Source organism: Flavobacterium sp., assembly GCF_035299245.1.
Classification (GTDB): Bacteria; Bacteroidota; Bacteroidia; order Flavobacteriales; family Flavobacteriaceae; genus Flavobacterium.
Map to the genome: position 1 here is coordinate 34,738 of NZ_DATGWY010000007.1, position 25,029 is coordinate 59,766.

At 35.1% G+C, this 25,029-nt stretch carries 24 protein-coding genes; 6 read left to right on the forward strand and 18 right to left on the reverse strand.

Features of this window, described 5'->3' with window-relative positions; translation table 11 throughout:
- Positions 1-7 precede the first annotated feature (7 nt).
- From VK161_RS05400 to rsfS, 6 genes are all read right to left on the reverse strand, one after another.
- Complete coding sequence (locus VK161_RS05400; protein WP_324213739.1) at positions 8-280, reverse strand: acyl-CoA-binding protein; 273 nt, start codon at positions 278-280, stop codon at positions 8-10.
- Entirely contained in the window at positions 273-932 is a 660-nt protein-coding gene (locus tag VK161_RS05405; protein ID WP_324213740.1) for a phosphatidylserine decarboxylase family protein, read from the reverse strand. The genes VK161_RS05400 and VK161_RS05405 overlap by 8 nt, the downstream gene beginning before the upstream one ends.
- On the reverse strand, positions 922-1,746 hold the full coding sequence (locus VK161_RS05410; protein WP_324213741.1) for a phosphatidate cytidylyltransferase: 825 nt from the start codon (positions 1,744-1,746) through the stop codon (positions 922-924). Before VK161_RS05410 ends, VK161_RS05405 begins: the two co-directional genes overlap by 11 nt.
- 1 nt (position 1,747) lies before the next feature.
- Positions 1,748-2,347, reverse strand: coding sequence for a lactate utilization protein B/C (locus VK161_RS05415; RefSeq protein WP_324213742.1), 600 nt, complete (start codon positions 2,345-2,347; stop codon positions 1,748-1,750).
- 115 nt (positions 2,348-2,462) lie between these two features.
- A complete protein-coding gene (gene ftsH / locus VK161_RS05420) occupies positions 2,463-4,379 on the reverse strand; it encodes an ATP-dependent zinc metalloprotease FtsH (protein WP_324213743.1) in 1,917 nt (638 codons plus the stop codon).
- Positions 4,380-4,395: 16 nt separating this feature from the next.
- Positions 4,396-4,767, reverse strand: coding sequence for a ribosome silencing factor (gene rsfS / locus VK161_RS05425; protein ID WP_324213744.1), 372 nt, complete (start codon positions 4,765-4,767; stop codon positions 4,396-4,398).
- A gap of 86 nt (positions 4,768-4,853) precedes the next feature.
- Between rsfS and VK161_RS05430 the strand changes: the two genes are divergently transcribed.
- Positions 4,854-5,585: a biotin--[acetyl-CoA-carboxylase] ligase gene (locus VK161_RS05430; protein ID WP_324213745.1), complete on the forward strand. Its 732-nt coding sequence runs from the start codon at positions 4,854-4,856 to the stop codon at positions 5,583-5,585.
- Between the two features lie 32 nt (positions 5,586-5,617).
- Here VK161_RS05430 and VK161_RS05435 read toward each other — a convergent pair whose 3' ends face one another.
- From VK161_RS05435 to VK161_RS05450, 4 genes are all read right to left on the reverse strand, one after another.
- Entirely contained in the window at positions 5,618-6,694 is a 1,077-nt protein-coding gene (locus VK161_RS05435) for an endonuclease (RefSeq protein WP_324213746.1), read from the reverse strand.
- A 6-nt stretch (positions 6,695-6,700) separates the two neighbouring features.
- Positions 6,701-7,915 carry an RsmB/NOP family class I SAM-dependent RNA methyltransferase gene (locus VK161_RS05440; protein ID WP_324213747.1) on the reverse strand — a complete coding sequence of 405 codons (1,215 nt, stop codon included), beginning with the start codon at positions 7,913-7,915 and terminating at the stop codon, positions 6,701-6,703.
- Positions 7,916-8,155: 240 nt separating this feature from the next.
- Positions 8,156-10,138 (reverse strand): KUP/HAK/KT family potassium transporter, encoded by a 1,983-nt coding sequence (locus VK161_RS05445; protein ID WP_324213748.1) that lies wholly within the window; start codon positions 10,136-10,138, stop codon positions 8,156-8,158.
- A 98-nt stretch (positions 10,139-10,236) separates the two neighbouring features.
- Positions 10,237-11,694 (reverse strand): hypothetical protein, encoded by a 1,458-nt coding sequence (locus tag VK161_RS05450; protein WP_324213749.1) that lies wholly within the window; start codon positions 11,692-11,694, stop codon positions 10,237-10,239.
- 125 nt (positions 11,695-11,819) lie between these two features.
- Between VK161_RS05450 and VK161_RS05455 the strand changes: the two genes are divergently transcribed.
- Complete coding sequence (locus tag VK161_RS05455) at positions 11,820-12,872, forward strand: oxidoreductase (protein WP_324213750.1); 1,053 nt, start codon at positions 11,820-11,822, stop codon at positions 12,870-12,872.
- A 1-nt stretch (position 12,873) separates the two neighbouring features.
- Here VK161_RS05455 and VK161_RS05460 read toward each other — a convergent pair whose 3' ends face one another.
- The 4 genes from VK161_RS05460 to VK161_RS05475 form a co-directional block, all read right to left on the reverse strand.
- Complete coding sequence (locus tag VK161_RS05460) at positions 12,874-13,329, reverse strand: sensor of ECF-type sigma factor (protein ID WP_324213751.1); 456 nt, start codon at positions 13,327-13,329, stop codon at positions 12,874-12,876.
- 6 nt (positions 13,330-13,335) lie between these two features.
- Positions 13,336-13,749, reverse strand: coding sequence for a hypothetical protein (locus VK161_RS05465; RefSeq protein WP_324213752.1), 414 nt, complete (start codon positions 13,747-13,749; stop codon positions 13,336-13,338).
- 30 nt (positions 13,750-13,779) lie between these two features.
- The gene (locus VK161_RS05470; protein WP_324213753.1) at positions 13,780-14,322 is read right to left on the reverse strand and encodes a sigma-70 family RNA polymerase sigma factor; all 543 of its coding nucleotides are present in this window, start codon (positions 14,320-14,322) and stop codon (positions 13,780-13,782) included.
- A 61-nt stretch (positions 14,323-14,383) separates the two neighbouring features.
- On the reverse strand, positions 14,384-15,448 hold the full coding sequence (locus tag VK161_RS05475) for an SRPBCC family protein (protein ID WP_324213754.1): 1,065 nt from the start codon (positions 15,446-15,448) through the stop codon (positions 14,384-14,386).
- A 439-nt stretch (positions 15,449-15,887) separates the two neighbouring features.
- Here VK161_RS05475 and VK161_RS05480 point away from each other — a divergent pair, with 439 nt between their 5' ends.
- Positions 15,888-16,271 (forward strand): nucleoside triphosphate pyrophosphohydrolase family protein, encoded by a 384-nt coding sequence (locus VK161_RS05480; protein ID WP_324213755.1) that lies wholly within the window; start codon positions 15,888-15,890, stop codon positions 16,269-16,271.
- Positions 16,272-16,332: 61 nt separating this feature from the next.
- On the opposite strand, the gene VK161_RS05485 is transcribed toward VK161_RS05480, so the two are convergent.
- Positions 16,333-17,400, reverse strand: coding sequence for a branched-chain amino acid aminotransferase (locus tag VK161_RS05485; RefSeq protein WP_324213756.1), 1,068 nt, complete (start codon positions 17,398-17,400; stop codon positions 16,333-16,335).
- 271 nt (positions 17,401-17,671) lie between these two features.
- On the opposite strand from VK161_RS05485, the gene VK161_RS05490 reads away from it, so the two are divergent.
- Genes VK161_RS05490 through VK161_RS05500 form a run of 3 tightly spaced genes read left to right on the forward strand, consistent with a single transcriptional unit; the run spans position 17,672 to position 19,142 of the window.
- Complete coding sequence (locus VK161_RS05490) at positions 17,672-18,163, forward strand: DUF4920 domain-containing protein (protein WP_324213757.1); 492 nt, start codon at positions 17,672-17,674, stop codon at positions 18,161-18,163.
- 13 nt (positions 18,164-18,176) lie between these two features.
- Positions 18,177-18,680 carry a DUF4920 domain-containing protein gene (locus VK161_RS05495; RefSeq protein WP_324213758.1) on the forward strand — a complete coding sequence of 168 codons (504 nt, stop codon included), beginning with the start codon at positions 18,177-18,179 and terminating at the stop codon, positions 18,678-18,680.
- 6 nt (positions 18,681-18,686) lie between these two features.
- Positions 18,687-19,142, forward strand: coding sequence for a hypothetical protein (locus VK161_RS05500; RefSeq protein ID WP_324213759.1), 456 nt, complete (start codon positions 18,687-18,689; stop codon positions 19,140-19,142).
- Positions 19,143-19,339: 197 nt separating this feature from the next.
- Here the strand turns inward: VK161_RS05500 and VK161_RS05505 are convergent, their stop codons facing one another.
- The 3 genes from VK161_RS05505 to secA form a co-directional block, all read right to left on the reverse strand.
- Complete coding sequence (locus VK161_RS05505; RefSeq protein WP_324213760.1) at positions 19,340-20,953, reverse strand: XAC2610-related protein; 1,614 nt, start codon at positions 20,951-20,953, stop codon at positions 19,340-19,342.
- 92 nt (positions 20,954-21,045) lie between these two features.
- Positions 21,046-21,627, reverse strand: a complete 582-nt coding sequence (locus VK161_RS05510) for a hypothetical protein (protein ID WP_324213761.1) — start codon at positions 21,625-21,627, stop codon at positions 21,046-21,048.
- Between the two features lie 52 nt (positions 21,628-21,679).
- Positions 21,680-25,024, reverse strand: coding sequence for a preprotein translocase subunit SecA (gene secA, locus VK161_RS05515; protein ID WP_324213762.1), 3,345 nt, complete (start codon positions 25,022-25,024; stop codon positions 21,680-21,682).
- Between the last annotated feature and the right edge of the window lie 5 nt (positions 25,025-25,029).

Genomic DNA, 25,029 nt, shown 5'->3' on the forward strand with positions numbered 1-25,029 from the left:
TACAAATTTATTTTTTGATTATCGAATTAATGATGTTGATGTATTCTTCTTTGGCTTCTTCTGGAGTAAGATGACTGATTTGCATCCAAGCATTGGTTTTAAAAGCATTTCGTAAATCGAAGCTAGAAGAAGACATCCGAGTATCAATGGTTCCGTAGGTAGCTTGTTTGTAATGTGCATACAAACGCAACTGAACATCTTGCGGTAATTCAGATTGTGTCATTTGATCGGCTATGGCTACAGCTTCAAGAAATCGAGTTTCTAAATCGTTGTTATGCATTTTTGGTTGCAACTATTGTTTTATTACCAATGGCTTTTTCTCCAATTTTTACATTTACGGTGGTTCCGAGCGGTAAATAAATATCTACTCTTGATCCAAACTTTATAAATCCAGCATCATCACCTTGACGTACCTGCATGCCTTCTTCTGCGTAGTTTACAATCCGTTTGGCCAAAGCACCCGCAATTTGTCGGTACATGATTTCTCCAAAAATTCGGTTGTCAATTACAACAGTCGTGCGTTCATTTTCGGTACTTGCTTTCGGATGCCATGCAACAAGGTATTTTCCTGGATGGTATTTGCTGTAACGGATTTTTCCACTTGCTGCGTAACGCGTTACGTGAACGTTGATGGGCGACATGAATATTGAAACCTGTAATCGTTTGTCTTTAAAATATTCGGGTTCAAATACTTCTTCAATAACGACCACTTTTCCGTCTACAGGAGCAACTAAGTTGTAATCGTTGACTTCGATGTGTCGGTCTGGGTTTCTAAAAAACTGAAGTATTAAAATTAAAAACACTAAAGCTATAATTTGTACCGTTTTTTCTAACCAAAGTGTATTTGGAAAAATATAATGCGACGATAAAATAATTACCGTTGCTAAAAATGTACTGATTAAAATGATTTTTCCGCCTTCTTTATGAAACATAATATAAAATTTGATAGAACAAAAATACAAAAGGTGCGACAAATATAATACTATCCAGTCGATCTAAAATTCCGCCATGACCAGGCATGATAGTTCCGCTGTCTTTTACGCCAGCAATACGCTTGAATTTGGATTCGATTAAATCGCCTAATGTGCTAAAAATACTAATGATTACAGCTGTTACAGACCAAATGAATAGTGACTTCATGCTGTGTTGTTCGGATGGATTAAAATAAAACTTCGAGATTAGAATTCCAGCTACTACTGAGAAAAATAATCCACCTAAGAAACCTTCAATGGTTTTTTTAGGCGAAATTTTTTCAAATAATTTTCGTTTCCCTACAGATTTTCCTACAATATAAGCGAAAGTGTCATTGGTCCAAATCAATATAAAAATACTAATGATGATTTTGGGTCTGAAGTCGATTCCAGAAAAAGGAATTTTTGCGATTATTATGAAAGGAAAAATCACATAACCTAAAACGTAGGCATATTTTGCAACGGATGAAAGTTCGTTTTTGGTAGTATTGAAAAGCAACCGAACCAACGAAAAAGAGGTAATCAGAGTGAAACCTAAAATAAATAAATCAAATGATTTGAAGGTGTAGTATTTAGCTGCAAGAAAGTAAGAAACACAGGCAATCACTATTGGCAAATAAAAATTGACTTTTAAAATCCGGCAAAATTCAAAAAGAGTGATAATGAGAAAAATTCCGAAAAGAACATAAAAACTTTGAGCGGAGTAGGCAGTAGCGACAATTAACAAAGTTACATATACTAGACCTGATAAGAATCTCGTTAACGTTTCATTCATTTTATAAGTCTTCTAGTAGCAGTAAATAGAGGTTCTTTGCACAACTACCATAGGTTAAGAAATCTTCGTCTTGTACTTTTTCAAAGTATTTTATTGTAGTGATATTGGTAGGATAATCTTTGTCGTATTTCTTTTTGATTACTCTTAAGCCATCGCTTTTAGACTCTAAAATTTGACTTGTAGTAGCCAAAATCACAATGTTATCAGGAAGTTCATTTGGTTTATAATGTTTGATTTGATTGGAAGAAAATAAAACAGAACCTTCATCTCCAATTAGATTTTCACAGCTAGCCAATAAAAATTTAGGCTCAGTTGGATTGTTGTAGTTTAATTTATTTTCATCTAACAATGAAAACAAATTGGGTTCAAAACACATGGCTTCAGATTCGAACCAGTCGTTTTCTTCCAAAATATTTTCAAACTGCTCTTTTACTTCATCCAAATTTTCACAATATAAAAACTTACCTCCGTTTTTTTTGAAATTGTAAGTGAATTGCTCGTCTATAGGCAAAGAAGATGGCTTTGGAGCATTGTATTCACTGCGAGTATCATCGTCAGAAGCATCTTTGTTTGAACCAAATATTTTTTTAAAAAGACTCATATTAATCTGTAAAACTATGCTGTGTGCGTTTTGAAAACATTCAAAGATAAAAAAATCTTAATTCAAAAGCATTTTTTGAATTAAGATTTTATATTTTATTTATTAATAACCGATTTTAACTACTAAATTCTTCTTTATCAAAAGGTCTTTTCCCGAAAATGGCTTCTAGGTCGTCTTTGAAAATCACCTCTTTTTCAATTAAAATGGCAGAGAGTTCCAAAAGTTTGTCTTTATTTTCTTGTAGAATTTTAATAGCTCTTTGGTACTGACTTTCAATCAAATCTGAGATTTCTTTGTCGATTACCTGAGCCGTTTCTTCAGAATACGGTTTTGAAAAATTGTATTCACTTTGTCCTGAAGAATCGTAATACGTTACATTTCCTAGTTTTTCGTTCAAACCATAAATAGTAATCATGGCACGAGCTTGTTTAGTAACTTTTTCTAAATCACTTAACGCACCAGTAGAAATAGTGTCAAAAATTACTTTTTCAGCTGCTCTTCCTCCCATGGTGGCGCACATTTCGTCCAGCATTTGATTAGGTCTTACAATAAGTCGCTCTTCGGGTAAATACCAAGCAGCACCTAAACTTTGACCTCTCGGAACAATAGTTACTTTCACTAATGGTGCAGCGTGTTCTAGCATCCAACTTACTGTTGCGTGACCTGCTTCGTGAATCGCAATAGCTTTTTTCTCGTCGGGAGTAACAATTTTATTTTTCTTTTCTAAACCACCCACAATACGGTCAACAGCATCTAGAAAATCCTGTTTGTCAACCGCTTTTTTGTTGTTTCGAGCGGCAATTAAAGCGGCTTCATTACATACATTGGCAATATCTGCACCTGAAAAACCAGGAGTTTGTTTGGCTAAGAAATCGACATCCAAATCGGCTACTTTTTTCAAAGGAGTTAAGTGTACTTCAAAAATTTCTTTGCGTTCTCTGATGTCTGGTAAATCAACATAAATTTGTCGATCAAAACGACCAGCTCGCATTAAAGCTTTGTCCAAAACATCGGCTCTATTGGTAGCAGCTAAGACTATTACATGAGTATTTGTGCCGAAACCATCCATTTCAGTTAATAACTGATTTAGCGTGTTTTCGCGTTCATCATTTGAACCTGAAAAATTATTTTTCCCTCTGGCTCTACCTACAGCATCAATTTCGTCAATGAAGATAATGGCTGGCGCTTTGTCTTTGGCTTGTTTGAATAAATCACGTACTCTTGAAGCACCAACTCCAACAAACATTTCAACAAAATCTGAACCTGATAAAGAGAAAAAAGGAACCTTGGCTTCGCCTGCAACAGCTTTTGCCAGTAATGTTTTTCCAGTACCTGGAGGACCAACTAAAAGCGCACCTTTTGGTATTTTCCCTCCCAAAGTAGTATATTTATCAGGGTTTCTTAAAAATTCAACTATTTCTTGAACTTCTTCTTTTGCTCCTTCTAAACCTGCAACATCTTTAAAGCTGATTTTTACATCCGTTTTTTCGTCGAATAGCTTTGCTTTTGATTTACCAATATTAAAGATTTGACCTCCACCGCTACCACCAGCACCACCGCCAGACATTCTTTTCATAATGAAAATCCATATGGCAATGATTACAATGATTGGGAGTAAACTAAAGAATAACTCTGCCCAATCACTCTTTACTTGATGATCAAATTCTTTTAGTTTTTTATTCTTTACAGCAAGTTCTAACTTTTTATCAAATTCTTGTGTGTCACCTGTATTAAATACGTAATGAGGACCTTTGTTTGGGCGATTCATAAAGTCTTTTGCAACTTTTGAATGCGCTTTATCCTTTAAGGCATCTTTGGTTAAAAAGGCTTCAGCTTGAGTTTTGTTGTAAATAATTACTTTTTCAATTTGTCCCTTGGCTAATAAATCATCAAATTTAGAAGTTGATATTACTGAAGGGTCTTTGAAATTTCCTCCATTGAAAAAACTCAAACCTATGAATAGCGCAATTGCAATTCCATATAGCCAAAAAGGACTAAATTTAAAATTATTCTGCTTTTTTTCTGTAGACATATTTTTTTATGTGCTTTTAATATTTGTTTTGTATGCTTGTAATTTTTGCATCACCCCAAAGGCCTTCAATGTTGTAGTATTCTCTAATTTCTTTTTGAAAAACGTGTACTACAATACTCACATAATCCATCAAAACCCACTCGGCATTGTCTGTACCTTCAACATGCCATGGCTTGTCTTTAAGTTCTTTTGAAACAATTTTTTGAACAGAGTTAACGATAGCGTTTACTTGAGTGTTTGAATTACCATTGCAGACTACAAAATAATCACAAACTGCGGTATCGATTTCGCGTAAATCTAAGATTTCAATGTCATTACCTTTTACTTCTTCTATTCCTTTTATGATGCAGGATAACAAAACATCATTACTAACTATTTTTTTTGTCATTTAGTATTTTTCTATAATTTGCAAAGGTATCAAAATTTGTGATTAAATTTGACGCTTAACAGAAGTTTAAAACTTTAAAACTTTTTATGTCAATAATCAAACTCAATGCCATAGATTCTACGAATGATTTTTTAAAGGACTTGATTAGGAATCAGCTGGTGGAAAATTTTACTACTGTTGTTGCTAATTCGCAGACAAAGGGTAGAGGTCAAATGGGAACACAATGGCAATCTGAAGACGGTAAAAATTTGATAATGAGTTCTTTAGTCAAAGAGGTGCCTTTTTCTGTTGATGATATTTTTGTGCTCAATTGTTTGGTTTCTGTAGCAATTGTAAGAGCTTTGAATGAATTTGAAGTTCCTAAACTAAGCATAAAATGGCCAAACGACATTATGTCAGATACAAAAAAAATTGCAGGTGTTTTGATAGAAAATTTGATTAAACCTGACAGTACTTTTGTATCCGTAGTGGGAATAGGGTTGAATGTCAACCAAAAGCATTTCATTGAATTACCCAATGCTTCTTCCATGGTCATTCAAGCAGGTAAACAATTTGATTTAGATGATGTTCTTGAAATAGTTTTATCTCAACTCAATTATTATTATAATGTTGTTAAAGAGGGTAAAGTAGATCAGCTTTGGGATTTGTATCACCAGCATTTATTCAAAAAAAAGGTTCCAGCTGTGTTTGAAGATGCAAGAGGTAAACGATTTATGGGAATAATTAATCAAGTCAATCGGCAAGGAAAGTTGGAAGTTCAGCTTGAAGACGATTCAATACAACAGTACACCATTAAAGAAATTAAAATGATTTATTAAAAAAAAACTCTCCAATTACGGAGAGTTTTTAGTTAGTTGATGAAAACTTTTTTTGTAACGGTACTACTTTCAGTACTAATTTTTACAAAATAAAATCCGTCAGGTAAATTTTCTATAGTATAGGTGTTGTATATTTTAGTTGGGTTTTTAACTTCCATCATCAATTGGCCATTGATATTGATTAATTGGATGTTCTCAACTTCTGCTTCAGTTTCAATATTGATTTTTTGATCAGTTGATGGGTTAGGATAGATGCTTACATCTGATAAAGCTTCAAAAGTATCGTTGGCTAAGAATATGCCAGGCCAACGGTTTTGTGCTACTGGTCCGCCCCAAATTACAGTTGCTAAATAAGGATTATCAATAAATGGGTTTCTGTTTCCTTGACCAAAGGTATTTCCTGAGTTTCCTAAATAAGTATTTCTATTGTCTTCGTATTGTGATACTGGATCCTCAGCATTCCACTGCAGCATTAAATCTAACATATTAGAATCACTAGCTACAGGAGAGCCTGTAAATACGTATGTTGGCAAACATTGACTACCATAACGTAAATACATGTACATAATAATTCTGGCACAATCACCTTTCCATTCATCACCAGGATACCAATTGGCACCTACAGTATGAGAATTTCCAGTTCCTGCGGCGAATTTTCTGTTTCCTCTTTCTCCATTTCTCTGAACATCACATGATCTTAGCATTTGGGCATCAGCTCCTGGTCCTGTCGAACCTAAATCAGGATTTCCTAATGATTGTGCAAAAACGTGTTCTCTGTTCCAGTCACCAACTGCACCGCCATTAGAATCTTTATTTCTCGAGTGATCATTGGTTACATCAGCATCTGAACCATTTTCCCATCCGTACATTAACAAGACTTCACTTGTATTATTTGGGTCTAAATCAACAATTTTTAATGCATTCCACACCTGAGAATAGGATAATTCGTTGATGTGAGTAGTTGTGATTTTGGTAGCCAATGCATTTTTTAAAGCTGAACCTGTTTGTGTCCAATTGAATCCATTGTAATATGGACTGGCTGGCGCGCCATTTTGCGCAAATGATAAGGTTAAACTTAAGAGAGTAATAAATGAGTAAATTTTTTTCATTGTAGGTTATATTTTTCGTTCTAATAATGCCATATAAAATCCATCAAAACCTGATTCTGAGGCAAGTACCTTTGAATCTTTGACAAAGGTAAAATTTTTACCAATATCAGTAGTTAAGAATTGCTTAATTTGTTCTTGATTTTCAGAAGGTAATACCGAGCAGGTTGCGTACACTAATTTTCCGCCTGGTTTTACAATTTTTGAATAGCTTTCTAATACTTCAGCTTGTACTTTTCTGATGTTATCGATGAATTCTGGTTGCAGTTTCCATTTGGCATCAGGATTTCTTTTTAAAACTCCCAATCCGCTACAGGGAGCATCGATTAAAACTCTATCGGCTTTTTCATGTAGTTTTTTGATGACTTTGGTCGAGTCGATGATTCGATATTCAATATTAAAAGCACCATTTCTTTTGGCTCTCAACTTCAATTGCTTGAGTTTACTTTCGTACAAATCCATTGCAATTAATTGCCCTTTGTTTTGCATTAGTGACGCCATATGTAAGGTTTTGCCACCTGCTCCAGCACAAGTGTCCACCACTCGCATTCCGGGTTGCACATCTAAAAAAGCAGCCACTAATTGCGAAGAAGCGTCTTGCACTTCAAACATTCCTTCCTTAAAAGCATCGGTCAAAAATACGTTGGCGCGTTCTTTTAAAACTAAAGCATCGGGTTGATCTTTTAAATAATCAGTATCGATGTTCAAATCCATTAAAACAGCACGTAATTTTTCTTTAGTAGTTTTTAACGTATTTACTCTCAGAATTACTTGAGCTTGTTGGTTTTGAGCAGCAATTTCTTTGGTCCAAAGTGATTCTCCTAATTCTTTTACACCTAAATCGTCCATCCAATCCGGAATCGATTCACGCATTTTTCTGATTTTGGATAATTCGTCAAATCGACCTTTGATTTTGCGTTCGGGTGTTCCTTCTAATTGTCTCCAATCCGGAATTGGATAACCACGCAATACAGCCCAAACTGCAAATATTCTCCATAAATCATCGCGATCAAAGGGTTCTTTTACGTTTGCAATTTCAGCATACAAGCGCTTCCATCGTACAATTTCGTAGATGGTTTCGGCCACAAATTTACGATCGGAACTTCCCCAACGTTTGTCTTTTTTCAGGGCACGAGCCACTACTTTATCAGCGTATTCACCTTCATTGAAGATGGCGTTTAGCGAGTCTATAGTGGTGTAAACTAAATTTCTGTGTAATCTCATTTTTTTAAATCAGCGTGCAAAGGTATTACATTTTTTATGTAAAAAATTAAAAAAAGCTAAAGAATCTAAAAAAAGAATTAGAGCACTATTGTTTGTTGTAAAGTATTGTTTGCGTGAGGGATAGAAGTGGATCCCGATTTTTTCGGGAGAAACGGATAGCCCGACCCCGATGGACAAAAACAAGTTTGAAAAACGTAGCTTTTTGCCAATCGGGGGCACGCCAAAGAAATTCTAGTGATTTTAATGTTCGTGGTGATCGATTCGACGCATTTCGATATTTTCTGGAGCGTGAAGTACTAATGGGAATTGTTCTACTTTTACTGAACTACTGTCTAATCCGAAACCTTTTTCTTCTGATAAACTCAGTTTTTTTAGTAAGAAGTAAGTGTTCATGACGATTTTTTCAAAGAAAGTCAAATCACTATCATTGGACAAGAATTTTTCGGAAAGTACAAATTTGAAATCACCCAAAATTTGATTTTTGCTCAATGATTCGTAGCGACTGGTGATGTCCACTTCGCCACGTTGTACCATTTCTTTAATCACTTGTTTGAACATCAAATTGATTTTGGTTGGTTCTCTGAATCCGAGGTAAAAATCGATGCGGTAAATATCATCTTTTACGATTTCGGTTACGCGGTATTCTTTTTTATACGGTTCGCTTAGAATGTTTACGTGAATGAACCAATACAAATCGGCTCTTTTTGGACGTTTTTGTAAAATGGAATACATCACTTTCTCTTCAATCTCGTCACTGCGATTGGAATTGGTCATGTAAACCAAGTGAGTAGCATATTTTGGAATGGATAAATCCACGCTTAGGTCGGCAAGCACTTTTTTATAATCGTTGATTTTGACGATTTTGGTGTAGCTTTTGCTAATTTTCTTCGCCAAATACCATGTAGACATGATTCCTATTAGAATAATTGCAATCAGCAAGGTGACATAACCGCCATCAAGGAATTTAACAATATTTGCCGATAAGAAACTGAATTCTATGATGATGTAAACCAATATCAAAGGGGCAATAAAATACCATTTTACTCTTTTCATGATCAAATAGAAATTGAGTAAAATTGTGGTCATAATCATGCACAGAACAATAGCCAAACCGTAGGCGTGTTCCATATTGCTTGATTCTTCAAAATGAATCACAATTCCGACACAACCTAAAAACAATAACCAGTTGATGGATGGAATGTACAACTGACCTTTCAAATCGGTGGGGAAATTGATTTTCACTTTAGGCCAGAAATTCAAACGCATGGCTTCGTTAATTAAGGTAAATGAACCACTAATTAAAGCTTGAGAAGCAATTACTGCTGCCATAGTTGCTACCACAATTCCTACGGGTTGAAACCAATCGGGCATTATTAAATAAAATGGATTCGGATTGGAACTACCTAATTCTTGAAGTGTTTTTCCTTCGTGAGCAATTAAATACGCTCCTTGACCAAAATAATTTAAAATAAGTGTAGTCTTAACAAAGATCCAGCTGATTCGAATGTTTTTTCTACCACAGTGTCCCATATCTGAATACAATGCTTCTGCTCCAGTGGTACAAAGGAAAACAGCACCTAATATAAAGAAGCCTTGTTCACTAACATCACTGGTCAGTAAATGATAAGCGTAATACGGATTTAAAGCGTTGAACACTTCCAGATTGGTAACCATTTGAACGGCACCTAATACGGCCAACATCGAGAACCAAATTAACATCATTGGAGCAAAAAACTTACCTACAAGTTTGGTTCCGAATTGTTGAATGGTAAACAATACGAATAAAATAGAGATAACAATAGGTACGGTAGGAATATCCGGTTTCCAAATACGCAGACCTTCAACAGCGGAAGAAACTGAAATAGGAGGCGTGATAATTCCGTCGGCTAACAAAGCACTACCACCAATTATTGCGGGTACGATAAGCCACTGAATTTTAGTTCTTTTTACTAAAGCATACAAGGCAAAAATTCCACCTTCGCCGTGGTTATCTGCACTGAGTGTAATGATTACATACTTTAAAGTAGTTTGTAGGGTTAATGTCCAAAATATACACGACAATCCTCCTAAAATTAAGTCTTTGCTGATTGCACTATCGCCAATTATGGCTTTCATTACATACAAAGGTGAAGTTCCAATATCTCCGTAAATTATTCCTAAAGTAACTAATAAACCGGCTGCTGATAGCTTTCCGTGGAGATTCTGATGGCTGTGTGAGCTCATAATGTTAAATAAAAAGAAAGCAAAGGTATTTAAATTACCAATTTGAAATAAAAAAAGCACCGATTTTTTTCAGTGCTTTCGTATTTTGTTATTTTGAACTATCTTCTTGAGCCGCCGCCTCTTGATGAACCTCCGCCTCCAGAGTTACCTCTCGGAGCAGATGTCATACCAGAACTTCCAGAACTTCTAGGTGTCGACATTTCGCTTCCTCCACTTCTTGGAGTTGATCTCGGAGCAGAAGATGTTGAAGTTTCATTTCTTCCACCACCATTTGTATTTACTCTTGGACCGCCATAATTCGTAGAAGTTGAAGTTTCGCTTCTTCCTCCACCGTTAGTGTTTACTCTTGGTCCGCCATACGTTGTAGAAGTTGAAGTTTCATTTCTTCCTCCACCGTTAGTGTTTACTCTTGGTCCACCATACGTTGTAGAAGTTGAAGTTTCGCTTCTTCCTCCACCGTTAGTGTTTACTTTTGGTCCGCCATAGGTTGTAGAAGTTGAAGTTTCGTTTCTTCCTCCGCCATTAGTATTAACTCTTGGTCCTCCATAGGTTGTAGAAGTAGAAGTTTCGTTTCTTCCTCCGCCGTTAGTGTTAACTCTTGGTCCTCCATAGGTTGTAGAACTAGAAGTTTCGTTTCTTCCGCCACCATTGGTATTCACTCTTGGTCCGCCAGTTGTAGTAGATTCAAGCGAACCTTTGGTACGTGGATTTGGATTCACTCTTGGGCCACCGTAGTTGGTGTTTGTTGTAGCTTCATTTCTACCACCACTTCTGGGGTTTGCAGAAGCTACTTCGTTACGAGTTCCAACGGTTCTGATGTTTCTAGTTCGGTCCAGTTCGTAACGGTTAGTGTATCCCGAATGTCTTTGAGTAAAGGAACGGTTTGGATATTGTCTTTCGTAACCGTTGGCTCTTCTACCATAATAATTTGTATAAGCAACATGACATCTTCTGTAATTCACGTAATTGTAATGGTGATTGAAGTTGATGTACAATCCGATATGACTTCTGTAACGGAAAATTGGACAAGGACTCCAAGCGTAGTAGTACGAAGGATAATATCCCCAATACCAACTTGAACAATACGGTCTGTAATTAGGTGTCCAGAAATAAGTATAAATTACTGGAGTAGTTACATAAACAGGTTCGTAAATATAATTGGTTCCATACATATAAACATCTCCAACTACTTGAACCTGAACTCTATTATTGCTGTCTCTTTCCACTTCTACTGTTGCTACATCTTGAAATAAATCTTTTCCTAAAATCGATTGAATTACAATGATGTGAGTGCGTCCTTCGGTAGTTTCAATAACACGTAAATAATCCACTTGATTATCGTTGTTTAAATCCAAATTGGATATTTGATTTTTAGGATCATTCAAACGATATTCAAAATCTTCAAGGTCTTTCGAATCTCCAAATATAGAAGCAACCGCACGCAAATCGAGGTTGTCACTGATTTCAGAATTCATTGCATTGACAGTGGTTCTGTCTTGAGCAAACGCGTTCGCCAAGAATAAACTCAGTGCCGCGGTTAATAATTTTGCTTTCATAATCTGTATATTTATGGTTCATAATAGTTTCGGTTGAGATTATCCAATTACTGTGCCATTCGACCGCATTTACAAATCATTAACAAATTATTATCGTAACTTAGCACCACTTTTTATTGATTATTATGAAGAAAATAACCTTAGTTTCTTTTGTCTGTTTAGTATTGACGAGTTGTACTTCTGTAAAAAAAGCCTCAGCTCAAATTCCGGTGATTTCTAAAATGGATACTTTATTATCCGATAAAATTAGTATCAGAGCGATAGCTGTTTCTGGAGATAAGGTTTATTATGGTGCTGATAAATCGCGAGTAGGTTATAAAAGTGTAGTGGATGCTTCTAAGTTTGAACGCGCTATCAAATACGATTCATTGTACTTTGAATTCAGAAGCTGTGCAGTAACCGATAATCATATTTTCTTTTTGAATGTTGGAAATCCAGCTGTGTTGTACCGATTTTCTAAAAATTTGGTTACTAAAGAGGTTGTTTACACCGAAAAAAACGAAAAAGTCTTTTACGACAGTATGCAATTTTGGAACAATCAAGAAGGAATTGCCATTGGCGATCCAACGGAAAATTGTTTATCGGTAATTATTACTAGAGATGGAGGAAAAACTTGGGAAAAAATTCCGTGTGAAAAATTGCCTAAAGTAATTGATGGTGAAGCTGCTTTTGCCGCTAGTAATACCAATGTGATAGTAAAAGGAAATTCGACGTGGATTGTTTCAGGTGGAAAACAATCACGTGTTTTTTATTCGCCCGATAAAGGAAAAACTTGGAACGTTTACACTACACCGATAGTACAAGGAGAAGCGATGACCGGAATATTTACCGCCGATTTCTACGATGAAAAAATTGGATGTATTGCGGGTGGAAATTACGAAAAGCAATCGCAAAACTTTCAGAATAAAGCCATCACTTTTGATGGTGGAAAAACGTGGAAATTAATAGGTGAAAATACAGGTTTTGGATACGCTTCGTGTATACAGTTTTTTCCCGAAAGTAAAGGTGAAAAATTATTGAGTGTAGGCGGAACTGGAATTTATGCATCAATAGATAAAGGAACTACCTGGACGCAATTGAGTCCTGATAATTCCTTTTATACGATTCGTTTTATAGATGCAAAAACGGCTGTTTTAGCAGGAAAAAATAAAATAGTTAAAGTAACTTTTTCCCAATAAATTAGCGTTTGTCTCGGTATTGCTGTAGTAATTTTTTACTGAATTCTTCCTCGGCTTTTTTCAATTTTAAAATTTTAGTTGCCGGTAAAACGCCTTTCAAATTGGCAACAAATTTCTTGCGCAACTGATGCAATTCTTCCTCAGCGGTTTCCATTTGATTAAGTAAGTTCTGAGCTTCTTTTTCGGTTAATTTATCTGAACCTTGTGAGCGATCAATGTAGTTTTTGATTTTATCCTGACGAATGGCTTTTTGCTTTTCTTCAAATTCATTAAATAATGGCCAGAATTTGGTTGCTTCATCGGGTGTTAAGTTCAATTCAGAAGTGATAAAGGCAATTTTCATCGCTTTGACTTGATCTCTTTTTTGCTGAAATTTCTCTCGTAATTTTCCGCCTTGTGCAAAAGTGGTAATCGATAGAAAAAGTAACAGTACAGTAATGATTTTAGTATTTTTCATGAGGGTTTAGTTTGTTATTTGATGTTCTAAATCTACTTCATCGTACAGAACTTGTTCGATGGTTTCGGTCTCCAGAGTTGATTCAATGTCAATATTATTAATGTCGGATTCATCCAAATATTCAGCAATTTCTTCATCGGTCAAATTGGAGTGGTACGTGATGTAGTTCTCAATTTCGACTGCTTTTGCATCCTCAGAGTTTGAGTGTATTAAATTCATCATCGGAATACTTAAACTAACTACGAGAATTGCTACTGCTGCATACATCCAATTTTTATTCCTTGCCCAAAACGAAATCACTTTTGGTTCTTCCTTAGGTAATTGTTCGAGTATTTTTTTAGAAAAATCCTCAAAATAGAAGTCGGGCGTAGTAAAACCTGCTTCAATTTTTTTGCGAGTATCTAATTTAAAATTCTTCATATCGTTTAGATTGTTTTTCTTGTAAAAGGTTTAATCTTCATTAAAATATTCTTCAATTTTTTTTACTGCGTGATGGTACGATGCTTTCAAAGCGCCAACCGATGTTCCTAAAATTTCCGAGATTTCCTCGTACTTCAATTCTTCAAAATACTTCATTTTAAAGACCAATTGTTGCTTTTCGGGCAATAGATGAATGGCTTTTTGCAATTTCAATTGAATTTCATTTCCGTCAAAATACACATCCGATGGCAAGTTTTCAACTAGTTTACTCTGCATAGCTTCACTCGTAGTTCCGTTGCGTTTGGCTTTCTGATTGATGAACGTAATGGCTTCGTTGGTAGCTATTCGGTACATCCACGAAAACAACTTCGAATCGCCTTTGAAATCCTTTAAATAATTAAATACTTTGATGAAAGTGTTTTGTAAAACGTCATCGGCATCATCATGATTTAAAACGATGTTTCGAATGTGATGATACAAAGGTTTTTGGTACAAACGCAAGAGTTGCTCAAACGCTTTTTGTTGCGTTTGCGGATGCAATAATTCGCTTATGAATGCCTTTTCGTCTTGCAAGTGGAATGTTTATCTGTTAGAATAAAGATAATAGAAAAGGTTTAATCAAATGCTAAAAAAATTACTGATTTTCAACAACAGTTGGAGTGGAAACGGCTGGTTTTGGCACAACAGGTGGATAAATCGGATAATACAATTCGGTTTTCCATTTGGATGGTTTTTTCTCATCTACAAAACTCAAAACATAGACTTGATAAGGTAAAATGGCGAAATTGCGTTTCAATTTATTTTCAAATAAATAATCCAATACTTTTTGATTGGCCTTGGGAAGGTGCGAATAATCACCCGTTAAAGTTGTTTTTACAGCCGAAAATCCTTCTATTTTTCCTGAGGAAACATCGCTGACAGGATCAATGTAAACCGAATCTTTTATGGGCATACACACTGAAAAATTAGAGATTTGTTTGGCATCATCAACTGAATTAAAAATTACAAAAGGTTTTCCGTGCATGACCATATCATTTTTCTCAAAAAAAGCAATCATCTTCGGAATCATGATTTTGATGTTTTTTAGAACTTTATCATTTTTACTGTTGATGGTTTGCGCGATGTAAAATTGTTTGGGTTTGGCTACAATTCCGTTTACTTTTATATCGAAAGTGTTGAGTTCGTAATCTAAAGTGCGATCGAGTTGTGCTAATGTCTTTTCATACAGACTACCAATGGTATTTCCGATTCCGCCATTCACAAAGGCCTTGATTTTCATCATGACATCCATCGTTCCTTTGGTTTTCCATGTTACTTTGGTTTTTCCGAGTGTGTCTTTGAAGGTCCAATAACTTTCAGTTTCAGTTTCGTTGTACGTCATCTTTTGTTTGATGAACAGATTTTCTTTTATTTCAAGTGTTTTGATGGTTCCAGTTGTAGTTCCATTCCAAGAAAATGAAGCATTTTTACCGATGGTGTTTTTGGGATATACAAATTGTGTTTTTCCTTTTTCATCCGACCAAGAAGCAAATGTTTCCCAATTTTTGTAATCGTTTACGAAGTTGTAAACCGTTGCTCGAGGTGTTTTGATTATTTTAGAGCGAGTGATGCTGTAATCGCCTTTCTGAGTGATGATAAAGACCGTTAGGCCAATTAAAAATAATAGGAATAATAATAAGATATATTTTAGTATTCTCATGATAGTAGTAGAAGTAGAGTAGTTTGTTGACGTAAAAGTAGTAAAATTATCTTTTACTTGAACAATTCTTAAAAACAGAACAGTTTATCTTTTGCCGACAATTTTAATCACAAATAGTAACAAAATAAAGACAATAAACCCTATCAATATTTTGTAACTTCCTTTATAAAATTTTTGGTGAAGTAATTTGTCGCCCTTGTAAGCATAAGTTGTAGCGATTACAAATGCAATAAAAAATAAAGCCGCAAAAATAAGTTGACCTGTACTGAACATGTTTTTTTTCAACAAAAATAGTTAATTGTTTTTGATGGTAAGTTTAAAAAGGAAAAAGAAAAGGGTTTATTTTTGGGTTTTAACCACATGGAATCTTAAAATTATTTTATCTATGTCTCTATGTGGTAGTAAAGAACAAACATAAGAGAAATAAAAAAAACAAACTATGCAAAAACAACTCAACGCAGTTAAAGAATTCCACACTTCATTCGGATTAGGTGTAAGCGAAACCATTCAAGGTGATTTAGGTGAACAAAAAAACCTGCTTCGTTTTAATTTAATGAAAGAAGAAAACGAAGAATACCTCGAAGCCGTTCAGAATAATGACGTAATTGAAATTGCCGATGCCTTGGGCGATATGTTGTATATTTTATGCGGAACCATTTTAGAGCACGGTTTGCAGCATAAAATTGAAGAAGTTTTTGACGAAATCCAACGCAGTAATATGAGCAAATTGGGTGAAGACGGAAAACCGATTTACCGCGAAGACGGAAAAGTGATGAAAGGTCCGAATTATTTCAAACCGAGTTTTGAGGCTATTTTAAAATAGAACGCAGAATTTAGAAGGCAGACTTCAGATTTACTCTTGTAAAAAATCTGCCTTCTGAAATCTAAACTTTAACCGTCCAACCAAACGTGTCTTCAGCCAATTTATACTGAATTTTGGTTAGTTTATCTTTCAATTGCAAAGCAAATGAGTCTTCAATTTTTGGTAATTGATATTCGTTGTTTTGGTAGCTAAAACTTACAATCGGACTGATTACTGCTGCAGTTCCAGCACCAAAAATTTCTTTTAAAGTTCCATTGGTAGCAGCATCGACTAATTCTTGAACCAAAATCGAGCGTACTTCAACAGCAAAACCTTCTTTTTTAGCCAATTCAATGATGCTCTTACGGGTAATTCCGTCTAAAATTCGCTCACTAGTTGGCGCTGTATATAAAGTGTCGTTGATTCTGAAAAACACATTCATAGTTCCAGCTTCTTCCAATTTGGTATGTGTGGCATCGTCGGTCCAAATGATTTGCTGATAGCCTTTTTCGTTGGCCAATTTGGTTGGATAAAATTGCGCCGAGTAATTTCCGGCGGCTTTTGCAGCTCCAATTCCGCCATTGGCAGCGCGACTATAATGTTCTGCAATGATTACTTTTACTTCACCCGAATAATACGATTTGGCAGGAGAAAGTATGATCATAAAACGATATTCATTGGATGGTTGAGCAATTACACCATGACCCGTTGCAATCATAAAAGGTCTTAGGTACAACGTATTTCCGAGTCCTTTTTTAACCCAATTACGTTCTAAATCCAAAAGAATTTTTAAACCTTGAATGAAGATTTCTTCCGGAACTTCGGGCATTGCCATACGAAGTGCCGATTTATTAAAACGCTTTAAATTTTCATCCGGGCGAAACAACCAAACATCATCGTTTTCGTCTTTATAAGCTTTCATTCCTTCAAAAATAGCTTGTCCGTAGTGAAACACTTTGGATGATGGATCAATTAAAAAAGGTTCATAAGGTTTGATGATGGGTTTTTCCCAAGCACCATCTTTGTAATCACAAATTAGCATGTGATCAGTGAAAACAGTTCCGAAAGTTAAATGATCAAAATCTACTGCATCAATGTGAGAAGAATTAGCTTTAACGATGTCAATTTCGAGTGTGTTTTGTAAGCTCATTGTTTGCCTCAAGTTAGAACTTATAGATGTAACTTCTTGGTTGTTAGTTTTTTAACTTTGGAAGGTAAATTTCTAAAAGTTGAAATTATTTTTTTGCTAAACTAATAAAAAATTACGATTCTTTGACACGATTATTCCTAATTGTTTTCAGTAAAAAATGTTGAAAAGTAATGGTGATTTTATTAAGGAATAGAGTGAAAATTGATTAAAAAAATACAATTCAATTCCGAATATATCATTACTTTTGTGAGATATTTTAATGAAAAATCAAATGAAAAAAATAGTTTGTGCAGCGTTAGTGATTGTAGCATTAGCAAGTTGCAAAAAAGCAGAAACAGAAGTTTCAAAAGAACGAGCGGTGGCATACAAATCCTTTGGAGACAGCATTTCGGCCGATGGAGCCATTACCAAAGAAGAACTTTTTGCTAAATATAAAGATTTAAAAGAAGGTGACACTTTAGAAGTGAAATTTGCTTCAACCATCAAAGAAGTTTGTCAGAAAAAAGGCTGTTGGATGCAACTAGAATTACCTGAAGAAAATAGTGCATTTGTAAAATTCAAAGATTACGGATTTTTCATGCCATTGAATTCGGCTAAAAGCAATGTAATTGTAAACGGAAAAGCATTTGTGAGTGTAGAGAGTGTTGATGAATTAAAACATTACGCCAAAGATGCAGGAAAATCACAAGCCGAAATTGATAGTATTGTTAACCCAGAAACTACCTATTCATTTTTGGCTGATGGTGTTTTATTACAAAAATAATCAATTATAAATCATGAAAAATAGTACGTACTTATTGATGTTACTGTTCGTTTTTACGACTTTCACTACTCAATCTCAAACGAAAAAATCAACTGCATCAGCTTATAATGCAAGTAATTATACTTCTTTCGGAGCCAAATTTCAACCCAATAAAGTTTTGACCGAAAAACAAATGCTAAAGAAATACAAATCACTCAAAAAAGGTGACTCTGTTAAAGTGCAGTTCAAATCAATAATCAAATCGGTTTGTAAGAAAAAAGGATGTTGGATGAATATGGATTTATCTGATGGACAAAAATCATTTGTAAAATTCAAGGATTACGCGTTTTTTGTTCCGTTGAATGCTGATAATTCCGAAGCTATAATTAGCGGAACGGCTTTTGTAACAGTTGTCAGTGTTGATGAATTGCGTCATTATGCCAAAGATGCCGGAAAACCTCAAGCTGAAATTAACAAAATTACCAAACCTGAAGTCACGTATTCGTTTATGGCTGATGGAGTGTTGATTAAAAACTAACCTCGGATGAATCGATTATTTATTTTACTTCTCGTTGTAAGTCTGTCTTCGTGCCAGAAAAACGATAAGAAAGAAGCCAAAACAGAAGTGGAAGCTTGTGCTACCGATTCGACCAAAGGGAAAAAGTTTGAAATGTACGAAATGTCGGAAATGGCCGCATTAATGGAGCAAATGTATGTTGATAACCAACGTTTGAAAGAGCGCATTAAAAAAGGTGATACGATTGGTAAATTTCCGAATCACTTTTTGAAAATTCATAAAGCAGTAATGACCGATGAGAGCGATAACGATGCTTTTTTTAAAGAGCAAGCTGCCAAATTCATCAAAGCCCAAGAGTTGATCTACGAAGACCCGAAAAACGCCAAAGAACATTTTAATAACGGAATTGACGCTTGTATTGCTTGCCACCAACAAAAGTGCGGCGGACCGATACCGAAAATTAAAAAATTATACATCAAATAATTATAAAGCCAACTTCATGAGTTGGCTTTTTTATTTTAATCTCTTTTTGGAGTATTCTTCTTTTGTCTCTTTTCCTCTTTTTTTTCTTTTGCTGTTTTAAGAGGTTCTTTTTTTAAGGTTTTCTTTGCGTCTTGACTTTTTGCCATGGTTTTGGTTTTACGGTTGAGGTAAATGTAGGCATTTAAAGTGAGCAAAAGCTACTCTTTGGTTATTGTTTTTTCAATTACTTTCCCGTTTTTGATTTTGGTGTAGGTTTTTTTAATGTACCATTCATTCGATTTTTTATCAAGCGCATCTTCTGTTTTTAGGTTTTCTTCGTAAAGAACTTTTCCATTTTCGTTATAATAAATGGTTTTGCTAAGATGATTGTTGATTCCACTTTTGTAGAAAAAATGAGCGGTTCGCAGTTTCTTATCAATTGTAATCTCGCCTCCAGATAGTTTTTCGCTGTACTCAAATTGCTTGGTTTTAGGATTGAAAAGAAAGTTGTCGTAAAACGAATTACTCGCTCCCGATTTGTTGTAATTATAGATTGAAAAATCCAAGTAGCCATCAAAATTAAAATCGATGAAGTTTTCCGTTAAAGAATCAAATCCGTTAGAAATATTACCTACAATTGCATCTTTGTCAGTATTGAGTAGTGCTTTTTTAGTAATTGAATTGACCAATCTTCGGTTTAGGTTTTTTGCTTTTTGAACTTGTTTTTTATTATCAAAGTAAAGTTCAAATTCGGTTATCCAATGACAAGTTATGCTGTTAATTTTAAAAGGATTGCTGTAAAATCTCTGTTTTTCTTTTCGTTGATTAAATTCAGAATAATATTCTTTCTCGAATTTAAAAGTGTCTTGCTCGATCAGTTGTAACTCAATGAATTGATTGTAGTTGTGTTTTTTGATGATGGAATCGTAGGCATACACCATTCGTTCGTTATCATCTACTATTGTTTCGCCATTAACTTGTGTTGTAATGAAAATCGAATCGTTGATAAACTCTGAACTTAATTCATAACTATCCGAATCACCTCCAATCATCGCTAAAATAATCTCTCGCGTGGTGTCGTTATGTGTAATTTGAACTACTTTTTGAATTTCATCTCCAAATTGTGTTTTGTAGTACAGTTGAGTAGAAAAGTTAACACCATTTCGTTCCATAAACTGTTCCTCGGGATAATAATTTCCGCTAAAAATGCCTGACGTACTATCATTTGGATGGTAGTTTGAATCAGGTTTCGGAAATAAATCGTGAATGTTCTTCGGAAAATTATTCGGAGATTCTTTGTGATTATTAATTAAATAAAAAGCGTAATTGGCATGTTTGTCGGTTTCATTTATTTGTAAGCTATCCTTGGAAAAAATGACTTCATATACATTTATGTTGCTTCCCAAACGCCAAAAATTATCGACATAAAAAAGATAGGTAGAGTCGTTTTTTTTATCCACTCGAAAGGTTTCTCCAGCAATGGACTGCTTTTTGATTTTCGCGTTATGAAAAATATGGCTTTCAGCAAAAGGATTGTAGGTGGCACCACCAGAATATTCACCCAATAAATTTAGTACTTTGAAAGGGGTGTTTTTTTGATAGAATATTCTAACGTCATAATAATTGGCACCAGCCGAATCAATTTTGGAAAGTTGATTTTGATAGGCAAGAAATTCAGTAATTAAACTACTATCAGAATTTATTTTACTGTAATCAAGAGTTGGAATTAATAAAGAATCAGTTGCAGTAGTAATACTATTTGTTTTTTTTGAACAACAAATCACTATCGGAACGCACATTAATGCCAAAAGAAAATGGCTGCCTCTTTTCATGAATTTTAGTGATTAGTTTACATCAAATATAGAAAAATCCCCAACTGATTGAACAATTGGGGATTCTTTTATTTTATTAAAACAAAATCGAATTATAATCCTAATGCTTCAATTACTTCTTCACTGAACATTTTCTTAAACAATACGTTTTTTTCGTCCTTATTAATGTATCTCCACTCATTTTTGGTATATTCATCCGAAATAGCAATCATAGTTGCAACCTTGTTTATGGTAAATGAACGTCCTTTTTTATCGTAGGTGACATCGTCGGTTTTCATTCCTGCTTTGAATAGTTCTACCATCATTTCTGCTTCATCTTTGTCCATTTTTTCTTTTATAGTGAGTGTCATGGATAGATTGTGGTTAATGAAACAGAATTTTTGATTGTTTAGTGTGAAAATTTCACCGTATTTAAAATCAGGTGGCACATTATTTATCTTTATTTTCATTTCATCACTACCTTCAAACGCAGCTTTTAAAGCTAGTTTCATCTGTTCTTTTGTGAAAATTTCAAATACTCTAGGATAGGTGTAGTCTAAAAAAATATCCAAATCGTTAGTGTTAATTCCAGTGTAAATTTTTTCTACACCAGCTTTCATGGATTCTAATGTTTGACCAAAAGAATTTTGAATGGACACCACTCCAAAAAGCAAAATAAATAGAAACTTTTTCATTGTAAAATTGGTATAAAGAAGCCTCACTTTCGATGAGGCTTTAAGTTGATTATTATTCATTCACCAAAACCCATTCACCACTTGCAATCATGCTTTCGGCTTTTTTGTATTTCATACTTTCGGTTTTGCCACTCATAACGTGTTTAATCGTAACAGTATCGTTTCGGTTGATTTTTGGCATTTCACGAACGATAGTTTCTTTCACATGTTTCTGTTGTGTTTGTCCCGCTTCGCGATTCGCTTCTTCACTGCTTTGAATTTCGTCTCTCGATTCGGTATAATTCTCTTTTTGACGAACTTGTTTTGCCTCTTGAATGTTATTTTGTTGTTGTTGAGGTAAATCACCTTTGAACAAGAACGAAATTACTTCTTTGTTTACACCATCCAACATTGCTCGGAACAAATTAAAAGCTTCGAATTTGTAAATCAACAACGGATCTTTTTGCTCGTGAACCGCCAACTGAACCGATTGTTTCAATTCGTCCATTTTGCGCAAGTGTTTTTTCCACGCTTCGTCAACAATAGCCAAAGTGATGTTTTTCTCAAAATCGGCTACTAATTGTGCACCTTGACTTTCATAGGCTTTTTTCAAATCGGTAACCACGTTTAAGCTTTTGATTCCATCCGAAAAAGGAACGATGATACGCTCAAATTTATTACCTTCTTGTTCGTATACATTGGCAATGATTGGAAACGCTTCACGTGCACTACGAGCTGTTTTTTCGGTGTAATATTCCATCGCCGCTTTGTACGTTTTTCCAGTCAATTCCATTTCAGAAATTTTATCGAATTCCGATTCTTTGATAGGCGATGTAATGGAGAAGTAACGAATCAATTCGAATTCAAAATTCTTATAATCGTTCTTCGCTTTATTTTCACTCACAATTACTTCACAAGTGTCGTACATCATATTGGCGATGTCGAGTTTCAAACGTTCACCGTGTAATGCATGACGACGACGTTTGTACACTACTTCACGTTGGGCATTCATTACGTCATCGTATTCTAACAAACGTTTACGAGTACCAAAATTGTTTTCTTCTACACGTTTTTGCGCTCTTTCGATGGATTTGGTCATCATTGAATGCTGAATCACTTCACCTTCTTTCAATCCCATTCTGTCCATGATTTTGGCTACTCGTTCCGAACCAAACAAACGCATCAAGTTATCTTCTAACGAAACATAAAATTGCGAACTTCCTGGATCACCTTGACGACCTGCACGACCACGTAACTGGCGGTCTACACGACGCGAATCGTGACGTTCTGTACCGATAATCGCCAAACCACCAGCTGCTTTTACCTCGGGAGTCAATTTGATATCGGTTCCACGACCCGCCATATTGGTTGCGATAGTTACCACTCCAGGTTTTCCTGCTTCGGCTACAATTTCAGCTTCTTTTTTGTGCATTTTAGCATTCAATACGTTGTGAGCCACACCGCGCATTTTCAACATTCTACTTAATAATTCAGAAATTTCAACCGAAGTGGTTCCAATAAGAACAGGTCGACCTGATTGTGATAATTGAGTAACATCTTCAATAACTGCGTTGAATTTTTCACGTACCGAACGGTAAATTAAATCTTCTTTGTCTTGACGAGAAATTCCTCTGTTGGTTGGAATTTCAACTACGTCTAATTTATAAATTTGCCATAACTCACCTGCTTCAGTTACTGCAGTTCCTGTCATACCGGCTAATTTGCTGTACATACGGAAGTAATTCTGTAATGTAATGGTTGCAAAGGTTTGTGTTGCGGCTTCAATGGTAACTTGTTCTTTGGCTTCGATGGCTTGGTGCAATCCGTCAGAGTAACGACGACCGTCCATAATACGACCGGTTTGCTCGTCTACAATAAGGATTTTATTATCCATGATTACGTATTCCACATCTTTTTCAAAAAGTGTGTATGCCTTCAATAACTGAGTTAGCGTGTGAATACGTTCCGATTTTACTCCAAAGTCTTGGAATAATTTTTCTTTAGCTTCGGCTTCTTTGTCTTTTTCTAATTTTTGATTTTCGATGTTGGCAATTTCAGTTCCAATATCCGGAAGAACGAAGAAATTTTCATCGGTATCTTGTGATAGGAATTTGATTCCGTTATCGGTCAATTCTACTTGGTTGTTTTTTTCTTCAATTACAAAATACAAGGCTTCATCAACAATGTGCATTTTGCGGTTATTGTCTTGCATGTATTCGTTTTCGGTTTTTTGAAGAATTTGTTTCACACCTTCTTCACTCAAAAACTTGATTAATGCTTTGTTTTTTGGTAATGAACGGTACGCTCTTAATAATTGGAAGCCACCGTCTTTGGTATTTCCTTCTTTGATCAAACGTTTGGCTTCAGCTAAAAACCCGTTGGCCAATTGACGTTGTAAATTGTATAAATTTTCAACTTTTGGTTTGAGTTCGTTGAATTCATGACGATCACCATCAGGAACTGGACCAGAGATAATCAATGGAGTTCTAGCGTCGTCAATCAAAACCGAATCCACCTCATCGACAATTGCATAATTGTGTTTGCGCTGCACTAAATCTTCTGGTGAATGCGCCATGTTATCTCTTAGGTAATCAAAACCAAATTCGTTGTTCGTTCCATAAGTAATATCGGCTTCGTATGCTTTTCTACGTTGGGCTGTATTGGGAGAATGATTGTCAATACAATCAACGGTTAAACCGTGGAATTCAAATAGAGGTGCTTTCCATGTACTATCACGTTTTGCTAAGTAGTCGTTTACCGTTACTAAGTGAACTCCGTTTCCAGTCAATGCATTTAAGTAGAGTGGAAGAGTAGCTACTAATGTTTTACCTTCACCCGTTTGCATTTCGGCAATTTTACCTTGATGCAACACCACACCACCAATCAACTGTACGTCGTAGTGAATCATGTCCCAAGTGATTTCTTTTCCAGCGGCATTCCACTGATTGGCCCAAATGGCCTTATCACCATCTAAAGTAATATAGGATTTAGTGGCCGAAAGTTCTCTATCTAAAGGAGTCGCGGTAACCGTTACAGTTGCGTTTTCTTTGAATCGTTTAGCAGTTTCTTTAACCACTGCGAACGCTTCTGGTAAAATATCATTCAGAACTTTCTCTGAGATTTCATAAGCTTCTTTTTCAAGAGCATCAATTTCGTTGTAGATGTCTTCTCTTTTATCAATATCGGCAGTGTTTTCTGCTTCTTGCTTAAGACTGATGATTTTGGTGTCTTTTTCAGCTCTAGCTTCCTTAATTTTTTCTTTGAAGTAAACTGATTTTGCTCTCAATTCATCATTGGATAAACCAGCTAAGGCTGATTCAAATGTTCTTATTTTGGCAATGATGGGTTGAATGGCTTTGACATCTTTTTGTGATTTATCACCAACAAACATTTTTAGTATGCTATTTATGAAGCTCATAATTG